At 58.7% G+C, this 15,791-nt stretch carries 13 protein-coding genes; 4 read left to right on the top strand and 9 right to left on the bottom strand.

Going from position 1 to position 15,791, the window contains the following annotated elements; all coding sequences use genetic code 11:
* Nucleotides 1-16: 16 nt before the first annotated feature.
* The 4 genes from FFI89_RS23840 to FFI89_RS23825 all read right to left on the bottom strand — a co-directional run bounded on the left by FFI89_RS23840 (nucleotide 17) and on the right by FFI89_RS23825 (nucleotide 5,138).
* The gene (locus FFI89_RS23840) at nucleotides 17-1,153 is read right to left on the bottom strand and encodes a lactonase family protein (protein ID WP_138830044.1); all 1,137 of its coding nucleotides are present in this window, start codon (nucleotides 1,151-1,153) and stop codon (nucleotides 17-19) included.
* A gap of 594 nt (nucleotides 1,154-1,747) precedes the next feature.
* Nucleotides 1,748-2,830 (bottom strand): YncE family protein, encoded by a 1,083-nt coding sequence (locus FFI89_RS23835; protein ID WP_138830043.1) that lies wholly within the window; start codon nucleotides 2,828-2,830, stop codon nucleotides 1,748-1,750.
* A gap of 324 nt (nucleotides 2,831-3,154) precedes the next feature.
* Entirely contained in the window at nucleotides 3,155-4,591 is a 1,437-nt protein-coding gene (locus FFI89_RS23830) for an IS1182 family transposase (protein WP_138830042.1), read from the bottom strand.
* 337 nt (nucleotides 4,592-4,928) lie between these two features.
* Nucleotides 4,929-5,138, bottom strand: coding sequence for a PRC-barrel domain-containing protein (locus tag FFI89_RS23825; protein WP_138830041.1), 210 nt, complete (start codon nucleotides 5,136-5,138; stop codon nucleotides 4,929-4,931).
* A 1,581-nt stretch (nucleotides 5,139-6,719) separates the two neighbouring features.
* Between FFI89_RS23825 and FFI89_RS23820 the strand changes: the two genes are divergently transcribed.
* Nucleotides 6,720-8,123, top strand: coding sequence for an IS1182 family transposase (locus FFI89_RS23820; RefSeq protein ID WP_138830040.1), 1,404 nt, complete (start codon nucleotides 6,720-6,722; stop codon nucleotides 8,121-8,123).
* Nucleotides 8,124-8,382: 259 nt separating this feature from the next.
* Complete coding sequence (locus tag FFI89_RS23815) at nucleotides 8,383-9,768, top strand: transposase (RefSeq protein WP_138830039.1); 1,386 nt, start codon at nucleotides 8,383-8,385, stop codon at nucleotides 9,766-9,768.
* Between the two features lie 272 nt (nucleotides 9,769-10,040).
* Here the strand turns inward: FFI89_RS23815 and FFI89_RS35015 are convergent, their stop codons facing one another.
* The 5 genes from FFI89_RS35015 to FFI89_RS23795 are packed head-to-tail and all read right to left on the bottom strand — an operon-like array spanning nucleotide 10,041 to nucleotide 13,908.
* Entirely contained in the window at nucleotides 10,041-10,553 is a 513-nt protein-coding gene (locus tag FFI89_RS35015; protein ID WP_246669236.1) for a recombinase family protein, read from the bottom strand.
* Entirely contained in the window at nucleotides 10,525-10,653 is a 129-nt protein-coding gene (locus FFI89_RS35010; RefSeq protein WP_246669235.1) for a recombinase family protein, read from the bottom strand. Before FFI89_RS35010 ends, FFI89_RS35015 begins: the two co-directional genes overlap by 29 nt.
* Before the next feature lie 50 nt (nucleotides 10,654-10,703).
* Nucleotides 10,704-12,305, bottom strand: a complete 1,602-nt coding sequence (locus FFI89_RS23805; RefSeq protein ID WP_138830038.1) for a class I adenylate-forming enzyme family protein — start codon at nucleotides 12,303-12,305, stop codon at nucleotides 10,704-10,706.
* Between the two features lie 23 nt (nucleotides 12,306-12,328).
* Nucleotides 12,329-13,111 (bottom strand): ABC transporter permease, encoded by a 783-nt coding sequence (locus FFI89_RS23800; protein ID WP_138830037.1) that lies wholly within the window; start codon nucleotides 13,109-13,111, stop codon nucleotides 12,329-12,331.
* Complete coding sequence (locus FFI89_RS23795) at nucleotides 13,108-13,908, bottom strand: ABC transporter ATP-binding protein (RefSeq protein WP_246669234.1); 801 nt, start codon at nucleotides 13,906-13,908, stop codon at nucleotides 13,108-13,110. The genes FFI89_RS23800 and FFI89_RS23795 overlap by 4 nt, the downstream gene beginning before the upstream one ends.
* A gap of 301 nt (nucleotides 13,909-14,209) precedes the next feature.
* On the opposite strand from FFI89_RS23795, the gene FFI89_RS23790 reads away from it, so the two are divergent.
* Together FFI89_RS23790 and FFI89_RS23785 are read left to right on the top strand one after the other, a co-directional pair.
* Nucleotides 14,210-14,872: a TetR/AcrR family transcriptional regulator gene (locus FFI89_RS23790; protein WP_138830035.1), complete on the top strand. Its 663-nt coding sequence runs from the start codon at nucleotides 14,210-14,212 to the stop codon at nucleotides 14,870-14,872.
* 112 nt (nucleotides 14,873-14,984) lie between these two features.
* Nucleotides 14,985-15,773, top strand: a complete 789-nt coding sequence (locus FFI89_RS23785; protein WP_371722530.1) for an enoyl-CoA hydratase-related protein — start codon at nucleotides 14,985-14,987, stop codon at nucleotides 15,771-15,773.
* Nucleotides 15,774-15,791 lie beyond the last annotated feature (18 nt).

The following is a 15,791-nucleotide window of genomic DNA, read 5'->3' as shown; positions in this document are numbered from 1 at the left end:
GGTCAAGCGCGGCCGGCTAGTCGTGGATCCTATCGACGATCTCGACCCAGTTCGGCTGCTTGCCCATCGGATATTGCTTGACGTTCTTCAGCTCGCCGCTGTCCTGGTCGATCGCATGGACGGTCAGGCTCGCTGAATCCATCCCCACGGCCAGCAAGAACTTGCCGCGCGGATCGATGTTGAAGCCCCGCGGGGTCTTCTCGGTCGGCCATTTGCCGATCCCGGTCAGCGTGCCCTTCTCGGGATCGATCTTGTACCCATGCAGCATGCTGGTTGTGCGCACGGCGCCATAAAGGAATTTGCCGTTCGGCGTGATATGGATGTCGGATGCGAAGGCCGAATCTTTTTGGTTGTAATCGCCGGTGTCGACGTATGCCACCTCGGTAAGGGTACCTGTGTCCTTGTCGATCGAATAGGTGCCGATCGTCGCGGTCGTCTCAGTGATGAGATAACCCCGTTTGCCGTTCGGGTGGATGGTGAAATGGCGCGGGCCGGCGCCGGCCTTGGTGGCGACTGTGGGCGGATAGTTGGGCGTCAGCATGCCGGTGCTGGCATCGAACTTGAACTGCATGACGTAATCGGCCCCGAGCACCGGCACATAGACATGCTTGTTGCTGGCGTCGATGAAGACGCAATGCGCCTTCGGCTTGGTGTCGATGATCTGGGTCGCCTTGTCTTCGACGATATAGCGCGCGTCGATCGGGTAGACTGCCACCTTGGCGCTGGTATAGGACGCGCCGAGCAGGTGTTTGCCAGTCTTATCGACGTTGATGTAGGCCATCTGATCGACCAGTGGCGTCGCGTCGAGATGTGTGAGCTTCCCATTGGTGTGGTCGATGGAAAACGTCGACACCGGATACGGCTCGCTGCGCAGTTGCGCGTAGATGAAGCGCTTGTTTGGGGCCAGCGCCATCGGCAGGCTGACCAGCGACGTCTTCTCCGCGCCGGGCACCGGCACATTCTCGACCATGGTGAGCTCACCGGTTTCGCGGTTCATGCCGAGGACATAGATGTCCTTCGTGCCAGCGTTCGATACGTAGACGAATGTTTCGTGGCCATCAGCAGCCATCGCCCTCTGCGCTCCAATCCGGGGAAGGACGCCGAGCGCGGCGATCCCGCCGAGCCCGAGTTGCAATACGCGGCGTCGTCTCATGATGTCCTCCTACCGTTGCAATTCACGCGCGGCACGAGCCGCGGCTCGTCTTCCAGACTCCTCGACCGATATCCCCCGGATTGTCGAATCTTAAATCTGAAATTGGGACCGTGCACTCAAAATCACGCCTTGAGGGGTTGCAGGCTAACAGGTATAGCGGCGGCGCCAGCCTAGCCATTACGACGTCATCGTCGCGTCTGCGGCCCGGGCACGACCTGCCCGCAGTTTACCCTTCCGCTATTTCGTTGGAGCGGCTGCCTGATCTCCTACGGCTCTGACATCATCGACCAGCCCCGAGGTTGATCACTAACTCGTACCTGGTCGGCGCCCGACGAGGTGATCGACTGACGAATGTCGTTTGCTGCGGTGCATGAGTCAGGTCCTGGCACGAAGCTGCCGAACTGGGATGTGCGCTCTTCGGTCGCTATCGGGGGTAAGCCGGACATGATGCGGACAGCCCAATTCGGTCGAGAATGACCCTGAGCCGACTAGCTCCGGCTCGCGCGGCGGCACGATACTTTTGGTGGTAGCAGCAATAATGAAGGCCTGAGAGGAACCAAGCCTTCATGTTTTATCCAAGTTCTCTACCGTGCGCTACGGACCCATCCGCGCCGAGGCCGGATGGCCCGGCACCTGGAAGCGCTTGCCGGTATCGGTCACACTGGTCCCATCGACCTTAAGAATTGAGAAGTCCTGGCTTAGGTAGTTGCCGACGAGGATGTATTTGCCGTCAGGCGTGAACATCGCGGCTTCCGGCAATCCGCCGACCTCGATATCCTTTATTTTGGTGACCTTCTTGCCGTCGATCTTGAGCACCGAGACGCTGCCGTTCTTTTCATAAAAGAACGCATTCTTCATATTTGAGCCGCGCAGGATAACCGAGACGGCGAGATCGCCTTTCGGGCTGATCGCAAGTCCCTCGGGCCCGTCGCCCACTACTACGCGATCGATGATGCGAGGCGGATTGGCTTCGAGATCGATCACGCTTGTTGTATCGACGCTGCCATCCGAGGAGCCTGCGCCGCCATTGTCCGAGGTAAGCGCGATCTTGCCCCCAGGTGCAACTGCGACGTTGTAAGGCCACGGGCCGGTCGGCAGGTCGATCTTGCTGTACGTCACCTTATCCCCAGCGACATCCAGCACGGAGATCTTGTGAGCGGGAAACCGGGCGACCAACGCGCGTTTGCCGTCGGGCGTAAATGTTACATGCGCCACGCTGTCGGGCATCGCGACAGTATCCGTAATCTTGACATCGCTGCCATTAACCGAAAGTACGCTGATTGAATTGTCGCCGCGGTTCGCCACCAGCGCCATCTTGCCATCCGGACTGAAACTCAATCCAGAGGGCTGTTTGCCGGCGGTCAGCGTGGCCGCAAGCTTAGGCGGATTGGCGCTGAGGTCGATCACATAGACTTTGTTGTCCGGCACCTGTTTTAACGCGTCGCCCTCCTTGATTACGTCGATGGAGTCCGCCGCCAGCGCCACCGTGCCGCTCGGGTCGATCGCAACATTGACGGGTGGGCCGACAACCGAGTTCTTCAGCGGCAGGGAAGCGACGATCTTCGGGCTTTCAGGGTCTGCAACGTCGACGATCAGAACCTGGTCTTTGCCTGGCGCAGACAGGATCGGTTTACCGTCATCGTCCCATAGCAGTTTCTCGTCGAGGCCGACGATCATGAACGGCTTTGCAGACGCAGAGCCGAAAAGGCTCGCACTGAGAAGGATCGCGGTTGCGACCGATAATCCGACGGCGTGTCTAGTTGACATCTTGGCGTTCTCCCAGAATATCCGGCTTTCTTGCAGGCCGGTTTTGACAGCTTACGCTCTGAACCACGCGCTCGCCAGCCTCGCGGCCTCCCTGGCGGACGTGCACCTATGTCCGTTGTCAGGGTGTAATACAGACATCCCATTTCAAGGGCGTCAGGACCGTTTTTGACCCAGGCTGTGTAAAAACGTGATGCTTCAGGCCGGCGAGCTCGACATGGTGACGCCGGGCCTGGCTCAGGCCCGGATCGCCTCCATCAAACCACCAACGCCCAGAATGCTGATTACCCTTTTCATGTTGTAGGCCAGGACATGTAGCGCCATTTCGGTCCCGACGTGCTTGAGCGTTTTCATCTGGAAGTGCGTCGATCCCATCCACGACTTTATCGTACCGAAGGGATGCTCGACGGTTTGGCGACGCTCCCGCATCTTAGCCGGGTTTCGGTCGAGCCGCGCTTGCACGGCCTCAAGGACGGCTTCGTGCTCCCATCGTGAGATCCGCCGCTCCTTGCCTGTCGTGCACTTGCTCTTCAGCACGCAGGCCTGACAGCCCGTGGTCCAATAGCGACGTAGTGTCTTGCCATCCTCTTCGTTGGTGTAGTGATAGATTAGCTGCTCGCCGGCGGGGCAAAGATAAACGTCGTCCGCGGCGACATAGACGAAGTCCTGCTTGCCGAAGCGGCCTTTGGCAAGAAGGCCCGAGGTCATCGGCTTCGGCAGATAAACTGTGATGCCAGCTTGCTCGCAGGCCACAATTTCCTCACCGCTATAGTACCCGCGGTCGGCAACAGCCTCGATGGCCTCAGAACCAATCGCTGCACGCGCCTGCTCGGACATGCGGGATAGTTGGCTCCGATCAGACCCAACGTTGGTCACCTCATGGGTAACAATGAGATGATGCTCGGTGTCAACGGCACTTTGCACATTGTATCCGACCATCCCGCTGCCTCGGCCACTTGTGGCCATCGAACGCGCATCGGGATCGGTCAGGGATATCTGCTTGTCCTCGGTCTGCATCATCTCACTATTCAGAGCGTTCAGGCGTCGAATCTCTTGGCGCAGCGTCGCAATCTTTTCGTTAAGCCGGGTGATCTTGGCCTCCGGCACCGTCTCCCCTTGGCGATCAGCGCTGTCGAGCTGCGAGAGATAGCGGGAAATGCTCTCGTCGATCTGCGCCAGCCTCCGCTGCATCTTGGCCTGGGTGAAGTTTCGATCCCTCGTGTTGACGGCCTTGAACTTGCTGCCGTCGATCGCAACGCTCGCTTCGCTAAACAGTTCAAGGCGGCGGCACAGCACCACGAACTCGCGGCAAACCTTGCGGAGGGCCTCACCATTGTCCTTCCGGAAGTCGGCTATGGTCTTGAAGTCCGGCATCAGCCGGCCGGTCAGCCAAACTAGCTCGATGTTACGCTGGCACTCCCGCTCCAGACGCCGGCTCGACTGCACCCGATTGAGGTATCCGTAAACGTAAATCTTCAACAGCGTCGCCGGGTGGTAGGCCGGCCTTCCTGTCGCCTCCGGCTCGACGCCGCCGAAGCCCAGCTTGGCCAGATCAAGTTCATCGACAAAGACATCGATTGCCCGGACCGGATTGTCCTCGCCCAAGTAGTCATCCAGCCGCTCGGGAAACAACGTGCTCTGACGGCGGTCATCGCCAACGACAAAGCGCGTCATCGAATCCTCCAGGCATCGCAGGAGAATCATATCATCGAAGGCCATTTTCACACAGGCTGGACCCTAAGCGGACTTCGTCTCAGGCCGCCACGGATGCCGACGCCGCTCGCATCTCGCGACGTCTGCGCTTGGAACCGAAACATTTTCCAGCCTGAATGATTTACTCCCGGGGCTTCGCAAGATGCGAGGCATTCATGAACCCTCTATCGGCGAGCGACGTGTTCCTTACGGTCGCGATCATGAGCGTCACTTTCCTGACCGAGGTCGGGCTCTTCATTTTGATTGGAATGCTTTGAAAGGAACGCGCGATGTGGGCAGCGCGCAGCTGATGCGAGGTCTAGGACTCCACAAACTTGATCGTTGAGACAGGCCATCTTCCCTCATGGCCTGCGATGGAAATCCGAAGCCCGTGCAATTCGTCCAGCCAAACGTTCTCGACCGTGCCTGCCTTTCCGTCGGTGAGCACGACGGCCTTGCCGATCAATTCGGATTGCGCCGCACCGTACTCATCCAAGATTTTTGACGCTCGGCGCTTCACTGATGGCATGGCGCGCCCATGGGCCGTCTGTGCTGTCCCAGGCGGCTCAATAGCGAAGTTTGTCCCAGCGAATGATTGATGGCGACTGCTCTTCCAGTTCGCGGAGCCGGTTGATTTGCGTTCTAAGGCCCTCCGGGGGTTCCGGCTCTTCTTGCAGGAACGCGCGTAGTCTCTCCCCGATCTCTTGAACGATTGCTCGGCTGTGTTTGGAGTCTATGTCAATGCGGTTGCGCATAACGAAGCCTCGTTCGGGTAAGAACGCGCCAGGATTGGCGTCCACCCCTCCCGCAGCTCTCCCGTTTGCGAGCACGGCTGGCAACGGAACCGGAGACCGCCGCTTTTGGCTATCTGCGCGAGCGCTTGTTTTTGACAACAGCGGGCCCTGCAGTAGGAACCTTTGGCTATCCGCGACATGCGCCGTGTAGTTAACGGCGAGCGACGGTCTCGTACTTCTAAAGTCTTGACCGGATCTTTTGTTCCCTGACTTCTGATCGCCGTTAGGACGGAAGGGGAAGCAATCGGAGCGCTAAGCCGACGCATTGAGGAACTTGCCGCGCAGAATATCGGGTCATTGGCCCCCAAGTTCGGAAGCTTTTGTCCCGGCCAAGCTATGGAATTCTTGCAATGAACCTATGACCGCACCGGCAGTGGTCGATGGTGAGTACGACCGCGGCATAGTGCTTGCTACAGTGAGGAGAGCAACGGCCCGATTGCAGACATGATCAGATGCGCTCTGGAACCATTTCAGAGAGTGCCGGGTTAGTACGTGGGGCCGATGGAGGAACCATCGCCATGAGGATTGAATATCTTGCTGCAATTGCGATAGTTGCTGCTGGTGCTGGACTGGCGGTCCATTCTGTCGGCTCGCTGCCGCCCGAAAAGCAGTCCGCGCCTGCCGCCACCCAATTGGCTACCCTGTTAGCTGAGTCCGTGGATCCGTTTTTGCATCGGTCCGGTGGCTAACGGCCGGCGCAACTCCAAAACGCATTGGCGGTGTTGCCTAAGCCATGGAGGCATCGCACCCGTTCGGCAGGGCGATCGTCTCGTCGAATTCTCGGCCAAAGCCCGCGCGCGACGATACTTAGCGCCGCGTCCGGCAAGGAACGCTGCAACGTCTTTACCTCACATCCCGTGCGCTCGCATCCATACATCACGTTCCTCGTTCTGTCGGATTGAACGCCAGAATAGCTTCGCTGCTTCTGCCTACGCCGCAACGTCGCGTCCGGTATTTCCGGTATTGGCAGATATTGTTGCAAAAGTCGTTTTGGGGTGCTGAACGAAAATTCCTAGAGCCGCTGATGCGTTTTAAGCGCGGCGACGGGAGGGACCATATCGTTTCATCCAAAATCGATCGCGGGCCTCAGCAGTGGCGTTGAAACGCGACGCAGCAGCAGAGAAGTCCAAAGATCAGCTCTTGCGAGATTTTTGCGGTCATTCGATTTTCGACTTTTGCAACAAAATCGGCACTTTTCGGACATGGCTAATCTGTCGGGCGATGTCCGCTTCTGAGTGGATACTGTTGCAAAACTCCCGTTGAGGCGACTCGCGATCCGTGATTCCTTTGGATAGAGGCATCTGCGGGAGCAGCGCATGATGGGTCGTCGGGAAGGCGAGCAAGGGCAGTTTTTCTATTCGTTTCACCTCGACAAGGTAGTCCCACCTGATCATTTGGTGCGGAAGATCGACGGTTTGCTCGATCTAGACTGGGTGCACACGGAGTTAGCTCCTTATTACTCGCACACGGGCCGGCCTTCGATTGACCCGGTACTGATGATCCGGATGCTGCTTGTCGGTTATATTTTTGCGATCCGCTCCGAGCGGCAGATTTGCGCTGAGATTCAAGTGAACCTTGCATATCGCTGGTTCTGCAAGCTCGGCATCGAGGACCGCATCCCCGATCATTCTGTGTTCTGCCGTGCCCGGAACGAACGCTTCCGAGAGAGCGACGCCCTACGCCAGGTATTTGAGGGCGTGGTGGCGATGTGCATTGCCGCCGGGCTGGTTGGAGGCGAGGCGTTCTCGATCGATGCGAGCCTGATCAAGGCGGATGTGAACAAGATGAAGCGGATCCCCGGCGACCGACCGTTTTTGTGGCCTAAGGCGGAGGAAGCATCGCTTGCGGTTCGCGAGTATCTCGTAGCCCTCGATGCCGCTCGCGGTCATGAGGATCGTGGTGGCGACGACGGTTCGGGCGAAGGCGGCCAGCGACGCAAGCCTCCCAAAGAAGTCTCGCTCACCGATCCGCAAGCGACATGGGTTGCGAGGCCGGGCCTCGACCCATTCTTTGCCTACGATGCGAACTACCTGATCGACAACAAAGCCGGCATCATCATCGATGCTGCCGGCAGTCGGGCGAACCGAGCCGTGGAGATTGCTGTCACCCAAACCATGGTGGAGCGTGTTGAGCGACGCTTTGACCTACGGCCCCGGAGGCTCGCGGGCGACACGGCCTATGGCGCGGTCAGGTTGTTAAAATGGCTGGTGGATCGCAACATCGCACCGCACGTACCGGTGTGGGACAAGTCGGCACGACCCGATGGAACCTTCAGCCGTGCCGACTTCGTCTTTGATCAGGAGCGCAACATCTATGTTTGCCCAGGCGGAGCGGAACTGACCAGCACAGGCAATATCGATCAAGGTCACATCGTTTACTACAGGGCCAGCAAGAACGATTGCTCGCGCTGCTCACTAAAGCCGAAGTGCACGACCGCAACCGTGCGCAAAGTTACTCGCGACCTCAACGAAGACGTGCGTGATCGTGTCCGCGCATTGGCCAATACCGACGCCTTCGAACAGTCTCGCCGCGAGCGTAAGAAGGTTGAGATGCGATTTGCGCACATGAAGCGCATTCTCAGGCTCGACCGGTTCCGGCTGCGCGGCTTGAGTGGCGTCAGAGACGAAGTCCTGCTCACGGCAACCGCACAAAACCTTAGACGGCTCGCCAAGCTTCTCTGTCGCGCCCCACCATCCCAGGCAGCGAGTTGCCCGGCGTAGGCATCGCCTCGGGCGCCACTACCTACACCGCAACCTCAAGAAAGGAGGACCCAAACAACAAACCGCCCAAAAAATTCACGGCGAAGGCCGGCAATCGAGATCAGTCGAGTTTTGCAACAGTATCGAGTGAAAAGTAGACATCGTTATTATTCAATTTGCGACTGGCCGCTTCTGGCGGATATTGTTGATTTAGTCTGCCGTTGATCGGCATTGGCTGGCGTGATTCCATCCTCGTATTGATTTGCGGAGGAGCGGGACGATGATGGGGATGCAGACGGCGCCTGCGCAGCTATTTTACGATTTCTGCCTCGATGACCACATCCCCGAAGGTCACCTGCTCCGACGCATCGACCGGTTTCTCGATCTCGACAAGGTGCGCACGGAGCTGAGGCCGTTCTACAGCAGCATCGGCCGGCCCTCGATTGATCCCGAACTGATGATGCGGATGCTGATTGTCGGCTACTGCATGGGCATCCGGTCCGAACGGCGGCTGTGCGAGGAGATCCATCTCAACCTGGCCTATCGCTGGTTTTGTGACCTCGGGCTCGACGGAAGGGTTCCGGACCACTCCACATTCTCGCGCAACCGGCATGGTCGGTTCCGGCAGAGCGATATCCTGCGGCACTTGTTCGAGACGGTGGTGGAGCGGTGCCTTCGCGAGGGTCTTGTCGGCGGGGAAGGGTTTGCGGTGGACGCGAGCCTGATCGCTGCCGACGCCAACAAGCAGCGGTCCGTCCCCGGCGACCAGTGGCCGATCGCAAGTCTGGGCGCCGATGCCGGCAGGGCCGTTCGCGAATATCTGGCAACGCTGGACGATGCTGCCTTCGGCGCGGCCAGCGAGGTGAGGCCGAAGTTTATCTCTCCGTCGGATCCGGCCGCACAGTGGACTGGCGCCCACAAAGGACACGCCTTCTTCGCCTACGCCACCAACTACCTGATCGACACCGACAACGCCGTCATTCTCGACGTCGAAGCCAGCCGAGCCATCCGCCAGGCGGAGGTCGGCGCCTCACGTACCATGATCGATCGAACCGCCAGACGCTTTGGCATAACGCCCCGGCACCTTGCCGCTGACAGCGCCTATGGCTCGGCCGCAAACCTGGCCTGGCTGGTCAAGGAGAGGCAGATCGAGCCGCATATTCCGGTGTTCGACAAGTCCAACCGGACCGACGGGACCTTCTCGCGATCCGACTTCGTGTTCGATGCTGAACGCAACCATTACACCTGCCCGCAGGGCAAGCTACTGGTGCAGTTCCGGCGGACATTCGCGACGCCGCGCTCGGGCATCACCAAGGAAGGAACGCGGTTATACCGCTCAAGCAAGTCTGATTGCCAAGGCTGCGCCTTCAAGCCAAAGTGCTGTCCCAACACGCCACAACGTAAAGTGCCGCGTGATCTCGACGAAGATGCGCGGGATGTTGCCCGAAGCTTGGCAAACACGCCGGCCTACGAGCGTTCGCGTCATCGCCGGAAGAAGGTCGAGATGCTGTTCGCTCACCTCAAACGCATCCTGCGGCTCGGCCGCCTCAGATTACGCGGTCCGAGCGGCGCGCGAGACGAGTTCTTACTCGCGGCCACGGCACAGAATCTGAGGAAGCTCGCAAAGCTTCGAGCGATGCCGGCCGCATGTCCCGTGCCGGTATGACGGCTCCGAAGAAATCGGCGCCGATGCCCGGCCCGATTCTGAGGCAACACCCCAAAAAATAGATGATCGCATCGAAAACGGAGCCCCCGAAACAAAGCGACGACTAAATCAACAATATCGGCGCAAAGCGGCCGCTGAGATGTGTGAAACTTGACCTAGCTAGCTTTCGCTGGCTGGACCTAGCTTAAATTTCCTCATGATGGATTGGAGCGAGAGTTTAATAATTTCAATTGGTTAGAGGGCCGCGTGTGCACGATGTGTGCATCGAGAGATCAAAGAAAATCTGGAGACAACCAATGTGAGCACGCCGAACCGAGTGCCTCGGCGTCAGCGCAGACAGGTGTGTCGAGAGGGTGCGACCTGTCTGGCAAGCTGGCGATTGTCGAAGCCGGTCTTGCCGAGGTTGAATTCACGGAAAGAGGATTGTGGATCGACCGCTGTTGGCGCGAAGCGCGCCGTTCGTCGTCTTGCTGGCCGCCATTGCGGGAATCCCGCTTGCCGTAGGGCCAAAGCCCCGTTGAATAACAGGTGTTGGTCAGGATCTTGTGAATAGGTCCGACGCCGAAGGTCGATCCGCGGCGGGTTCGGTAACCATGGCGATTCAGCCAGCCGGTAGTCTGTTTCACCCCTAGAGGCCCGGTCGCCTCGTCTCCTTCAAGGTAGAGGCGAACAATCAACTTCACCGTCTCAGCCTCGACCGGGTCAATGTCGAGCTTCTTCTTGATTTTTTGCCCGCGCCGTTCGGCCTCAACAATCTTATACCACCAGTGGTGGCGTTGCCCCATTCCAAAAGCCCTGCTTGGCGGACGCGACCATTGCTCGCTTCGTGTTCTTACTTATTTCGCGGGAAGTATGTTCATCGAAGACGCCAATTAACTGGCGCATCAACTCCCGAGAATGATCGTCGCCGGTCGGTTGGGTGACAGATACAACCCTCAACGCCGTAACTTCGACTTCAAAATCTTGCCTGTGGGGCCGATAGGCAATTCATGGGTGAGAATGATCTCGCTCGGTCGCTTGTAAGCGGTGAGATTCTCCCGGGCCCAGGCATCGAGTTCGGCCACATCGAGCTGACGGCCCGCCACCGGTTGAACATAGGCCACCACTTCCTCATTGCCGTCCACGGCGCGGCCGACGACCGCCACCAGTGCAACGTCCGGAACCTGCGATAACACCGCCTCGACTTCGATGGGGTAAACGTTGAACCCGCTGCGGATGATGACATCCTTGGTTCGGCCGACCAGAGACAGGTTGCCGTCCTGATCCATCGATCCGATATCCCCCGTCGTGATGAAGCCGCCGGGCCGTCGGATCTCGTTATCCGCGAGTTGGGTTTTATAATATCCCAGCATGAGATTAGGGCCCTTGACCCATATCTCACCTGGTTCGCCAGCCGAAGCATCTGTGCCATCCTCGCGGATGATACGAACCTCGATTCCTGGCTGCACCTCGCCAACCGATCGGCCCAAGGTCGCACCGCGAGAGCGGGTAACCGGAGCGATTTCGGTCATTCCGTATGAATTACCAAGTTCAAGCCCAAATGCCTCTTCAACTTGCGCCTTCAAAGTCAAGTCAAGCGGCATTCCGCCAACGGCAATGAATCGCAACCGGTCGGATCGCAGCGACAGGTTGTTGCTTCTGGCGTATTCGAGCACCCGCGCAAAGATCGTGGGTACGCCCATGACGTAGGTGACGCGGTTGTCCTTGAGCGCCGATACAAAATTGTCGGGCCGGAACTGGGAGACGAGTTCGGTTGTGCCTCCGGCCCAGATGGCTGTCGTCAGCATGGCGCCAAGACCGATCACATGACTGACCGGCGTGATATTGTAGAACGTATCGTCCGGCGTGATGTTACGGAGTTCGGCCATGTTTGCGCCCATGTACATGATGGCCTGATGGCTCAGCATCACACCCTTTGGCGCGCCTGTGGTGCCCGATGAGAACAGCAGGACGGCAGTCTGGAGGTCCTTTTCCGCATAGACCGGTTCGGGCTGCGCGTCCGGGTCCACGGGTCCGAAGGCTACCTTGCCAAATACCGGGTCCTCGTGAATCTGCGCTTGCACTCTCGCCGCGTGACCAGCCGCGGGCGGGGAGTCACCCACCGTGTAGACGACGACACGGCAGCCGCTGTATGCGCGGCAGGCGTCGATTTCCCGCGCCGACATGCGCGCGTTGATGGGGCTCGCCCAAGCATCGAGATCGCTTGCGGCGAAAATGAACGTCACCGCGGCAATCGAGTTCTCGTTGACGATCATCACCCGGTCGCCGCCGACCACGCCTGCAGCCGTCAACAGGTCTTTGGCGCGGCCGATCGCCTGCCAGAAATCCGTATATGTGACGGTCTTCTTGCCTGCGATAAGCGCGGGCCGATTTGGTGTGGCGGCAGCCCAGCGTTCAACCAGCTTCGCGAGTCGCGGCGGCATGGATGCGAGCAATGCCTCCGCGCTCCGACCGCTAAACACATGCCCTCGCGCGGGATCGATGGTCGTGCCTGGTGTTGTGTGGTGCATTGCGGCCGCTTTCGTTATCGACGACATTATTCTCTCCTGAGGCGCAGCGGTCAGGCACTTTCCGCTACGGCATGAGTCCGGCTTTCCCAGAAGACAACCCTGCGATGCAGGTATTGCAGAATCTCATTTCCGATCACGCCGATCGCCGCGAGAACGATCACCACCGCGAACATCGTTGCAACGTCCATCGTCATTGAAGAAGCCTGCAGCAGATTCCCGAGCCCAGCCTTGGACGCGATGAACTCGCCAACCACCGCGCCGATCAGCGCCATGGCGACGCTGATCTGAAGTCCGGCGAAGATGGACGAAGCGGCCGCAGGGAGCTTGACGTTCAACAGGATGTTCCATCGCGAGGCGCGAAACGCCCGGTAAAGATTCACGATGTCCGGGTTGACTGAGCGTACGCCGACCAGGGTGTTGATGAAGACCGGAAAGAAGCAGATCAGCGCGACCAACACGACTTTGGAGGACATGCCGAAGCCGAACCAGACGATGATGAGTGGGGCGAGCGCGACCTTCGGCATCGACTGGAGCGCGACGATATAGGGCATCAATGCGCCCTCCAGCAGCGGAACTTCCGCCAAAAGCGCGCCGATGACAACCGCGAGGAAACAGCCAACGAGATATCCGGCAACCACGGCATAAAGCGTCGCGGCGATGTGCGGATAGAAGGTGCCGTTGACCAGGCCGTCGATCAGGGCAGCACCGACGGACAGCGGCGAGGGGACAAGGTAGGCGGGCACCTTGAACAGCCTGATCGCCATATCCCAGAGCAACAGGCTCGCCACGAAAAGGAAGACCGAAACTGCTATTTCCAGCCAGCGAAATTTCATGACGCCGTCCTCGCAGATTGCACGCCGCTTGATTTGAATAGCGCCCGGAGATGGGTTGCATACTCGCCGAACATGGATTCCCCCATGGTTTCGACGTGCCGGGCGCGGGGAAGGTCGATCTTGAGATCATCGATGACGCGACCGGGGCGCTGCGACAACGTCAGGACGCGATCTGACAGATACACAGCCTCGGGGATCGAATGGGTGATGAAAAGAACGGATTTCCCGGTCGTCATCCATATCTGCTGCAATTCATCCATCATGAATTCACGCGACATCGCGTCGAGCGCTGCAAACGGTTCATCCATTAGCAGCATCGCGGGATCGTGAATGAGACCGCGCGCGATGCCGACCCGCTGCTGCATTCCACCGGAAAGTTCATACGGATAGTGACTGACGAAGTCGCCCAACCCCACAAGCCGCAGAAGATCGTGCGCACGATCCTTGTAGTCGGCAACCGGCATCCGCATGGCCCGGATCGGCACCAGAACGTTCTCCAGAATGGTTTTCCATGGCAGCAGCGTCGGTTGCTGAAAAACGATTCCGATATCCGGCCGCGGCTCCTTGACCTCGACGTCGGCCAGCACAACCTTGCCCGACGTTGGGCGCAGCAGACCGGAGACAATTCGAAGCAAGGTCGATTTTCCGCACCCGGAGGGCCCGAGTATCGAGACAAACTCACCCTTCCGGATCGAGAACGACAGATCGCGAATCGCTGTAATCGGGCCGCGGCTCGAATTGTAGGTCAGGTTCATCTGGTTGATTGACAGTACGGGATTCAGTGAATCGCTGGACACGCCTGCTGTTGTATTGGGCTTCAACATGATTGATGCGACCTTGGCTTCTCGCGAGATTTCCGCGGCCCCCGGCCACGGATTGTAATGGCAGCTTCTGGTACGGGTCTGTGCCCGTCTGCCGGCTTGTTCGTCGGCCAGCGGCAGGCATGGTCTGTTTTACACAATTCGCACGATCGTGCAAATAATTTGATGAGGGGGCATTCTTTTGTAAAGCAAAACTGCTATCATTGCAGGTATGCGCAAACCGCGATAATTTGCGGCGTCGGATTACGGACAGCGCCCGAAACCGGATTCCCAGAATATGAAAAGCAAGTCGAAAGCCCTTGCCGGAAAGCGGCCTGGCCGAGTTCAGAGGCGGAAGGATTTGTTGGGCACTGTTTACGAAGTGATATCGGAGTCCGGTATCGAAGGCGCCAGCATGCGGCAAATTGCCGACCGTGCGGAGGTCAGCACCGGCACCATCAACTATCATTTTGGAAACAAGCAGAAACTGATCATGGCGGCACTTCAGGCCGCCTATGAAACTCCATCAGAGGAGAAGCCCAGTTCCTCTCCATTGGCGCAGCTCAAAGTCTTTGCCTTCAGCCATATCTTCAGGTCGTCGAACGATCGGTTTTGGCGCTTCTGGGTGAACTATGCCGCCGCCGGCACCAGAAACACCGAACTGCGGAAACATCAGAATCGCCGTTTCGAGAAGCAGCTCGGATTCTGGACGCGACTGATCGAAAACGCGATCAAGGCCGGGGAATTGCCGGCCGATCTTCAGGCGCAGCGGGCCTCCGAGCATCTCCTGATCTTCGCCCACGGGCTGGTCATGCGGCAAATCTTGCGGTCGGACGCGGAGAATCGCGCGCATTGCGAAAGACTTCTGGAGGAATACTTCGAAGTTCTGGAAAGGACCAAGCCTGAAGCGAATGGCAAAGCTGCCAGATCGTCCGTCCGGGAATTGTCCGAAATCAACTAACCCTTCAGCGTCGCAATAATAGAGAACGCCGGCTCGCAAAGCCGGTGTTTTTTTACGTTCGCAGATTATTTGCACGATCGTGCGAATTATGCTAACCGGTCGCGGGTCGCACATAGCAAGATCAAAGGAAAGAGAATCCGCCATGCCGGTCATCCTCGTCGAAAGACCTTCCCGTCACATAGCCGTAGTGCGGTTCAACCGCCCGGAGGTGCGCAATGCACTGAACACGGAGGTGCGCCGCCTTCTGCACGGACATTTCGCTGAATTGGCCGATGATCCTGACGTCCGTTGCGTCGTTTTGACGGGCAACGAGCAGGCGTTCGCCGCGGGCGCGGATATTCAGGAGCAGGCTGGCCGCGATGTTGTCGGCGCGATCGAGGCTTATACAACACGCGCCGTCATGGACTTCCCAAAGCCGGTTATTGCCGCGGTTAACGGTTTTGCGCTGGGCGGCGGATGCGAATTCGCAATGCAGTGCGACATCATCATCGCAAACGACAAGGCCAAATTCGGCCAGCCCGAGATCAGGCTGGGGCTGATCCCCGGTGCGGGCGGCACGCAGCGACTGCCGAGAACAGTCGGAAAGTACAACGCGCTCTATCTGCTGCTCACGGGCGCATTCATCAATGCCAACGATGCGCATCGCATGGGCCTTGTCAGCGAAGTCGTGCCAGGAAATTGCGAACCGCGCGCCCTTGAGATCGCCGCGCAGATCGCAATCCTCGCGCCATTGGCCGCCCAGCAGATCAAGGAAGTCGTGAACACGGGCCTCGATACCTCGCTCGATGCTGGATTGAGACTGGAGCGGCGCGGCTACCAGCTGATGTTCGGCACTGCCGACATGCGCGAGGGCGTCAAGGCATTCACGGAAAAGCGCACCGCCGCTTTTTCAGGCAAGTAGAAAGTCGAGGAAACACTC

This window comes from Bradyrhizobium sp. KBS0727 (genome assembly GCF_005937885.2).
In the GTDB taxonomy this organism is placed as follows: Bacteria; Pseudomonadota; Alphaproteobacteria; order Rhizobiales; family Xanthobacteraceae; genus Bradyrhizobium.
Note: the sequence above shows the minus strand (reverse complement) of the source record. Positions and strands in the feature narration are given on the sequence as shown.

Coding starts and splice junctions, on each gene's coding strand:
- FFI89_RS35015 (WP_246669236.1), bottom strand. CDS start 10,553: ATGGGGCAACGCCACCACTGGTGGTATAAGATTGTTGAGGCCGAACGG.
- FFI89_RS23800 (WP_138830037.1), bottom strand. CDS start 13,111: ATGAAATTTCGCTGGCTGGAAATAGCAGTTTCGGTCTTCCTTTTCGTG.
- FFI89_RS23805 (WP_138830038.1), bottom strand. CDS start 12,305: ATGTCGTCGATAACGAAAGCGGCCGCAATGCACCACACAACACCAGGC.
- FFI89_RS23840 (WP_138830044.1), bottom strand. CDS start 1,153: ATGAGACGACGCCGCGTATTGCAACTCGGGCTCGGCGGGATCGCCGCG.
- FFI89_RS23835 (WP_138830043.1), bottom strand. CDS start 2,830: ATGATCGTCGGCCTCGACGAGAAACTGCTATGGGACGATGACGGTAAA.
- FFI89_RS23815 (WP_138830039.1), top strand. CDS start 8,383: ATGATGGGGATGCAGACGGCGCCTGCGCAGCTATTTTACGATTTCTGC.
- FFI89_RS23820 (WP_138830040.1), top strand. CDS start 6,720: ATGATGGGTCGTCGGGAAGGCGAGCAAGGGCAGTTTTTCTATTCGTTT.
- FFI89_RS35010 (WP_246669235.1), bottom strand. CDS start 10,653: ATGCGCCAGTTAATTGGCGTCTTCGATGAACATACTTCCCGCGAAATA.
- FFI89_RS23825 (WP_138830041.1), bottom strand. CDS start 5,138: ATGCCATCAGTGAAGCGCCGAGCGTCAAAAATCTTGGATGAGTACGGT.
- FFI89_RS23830 (WP_138830042.1), bottom strand. CDS start 4,591: ATGACGCGCTTTGTCGTTGGCGATGACCGCCGTCAGAGCACGTTGTTT.
- FFI89_RS23790 (WP_138830035.1), top strand. CDS start 14,210: ATGAAAAGCAAGTCGAAAGCCCTTGCCGGAAAGCGGCCTGGCCGAGTT.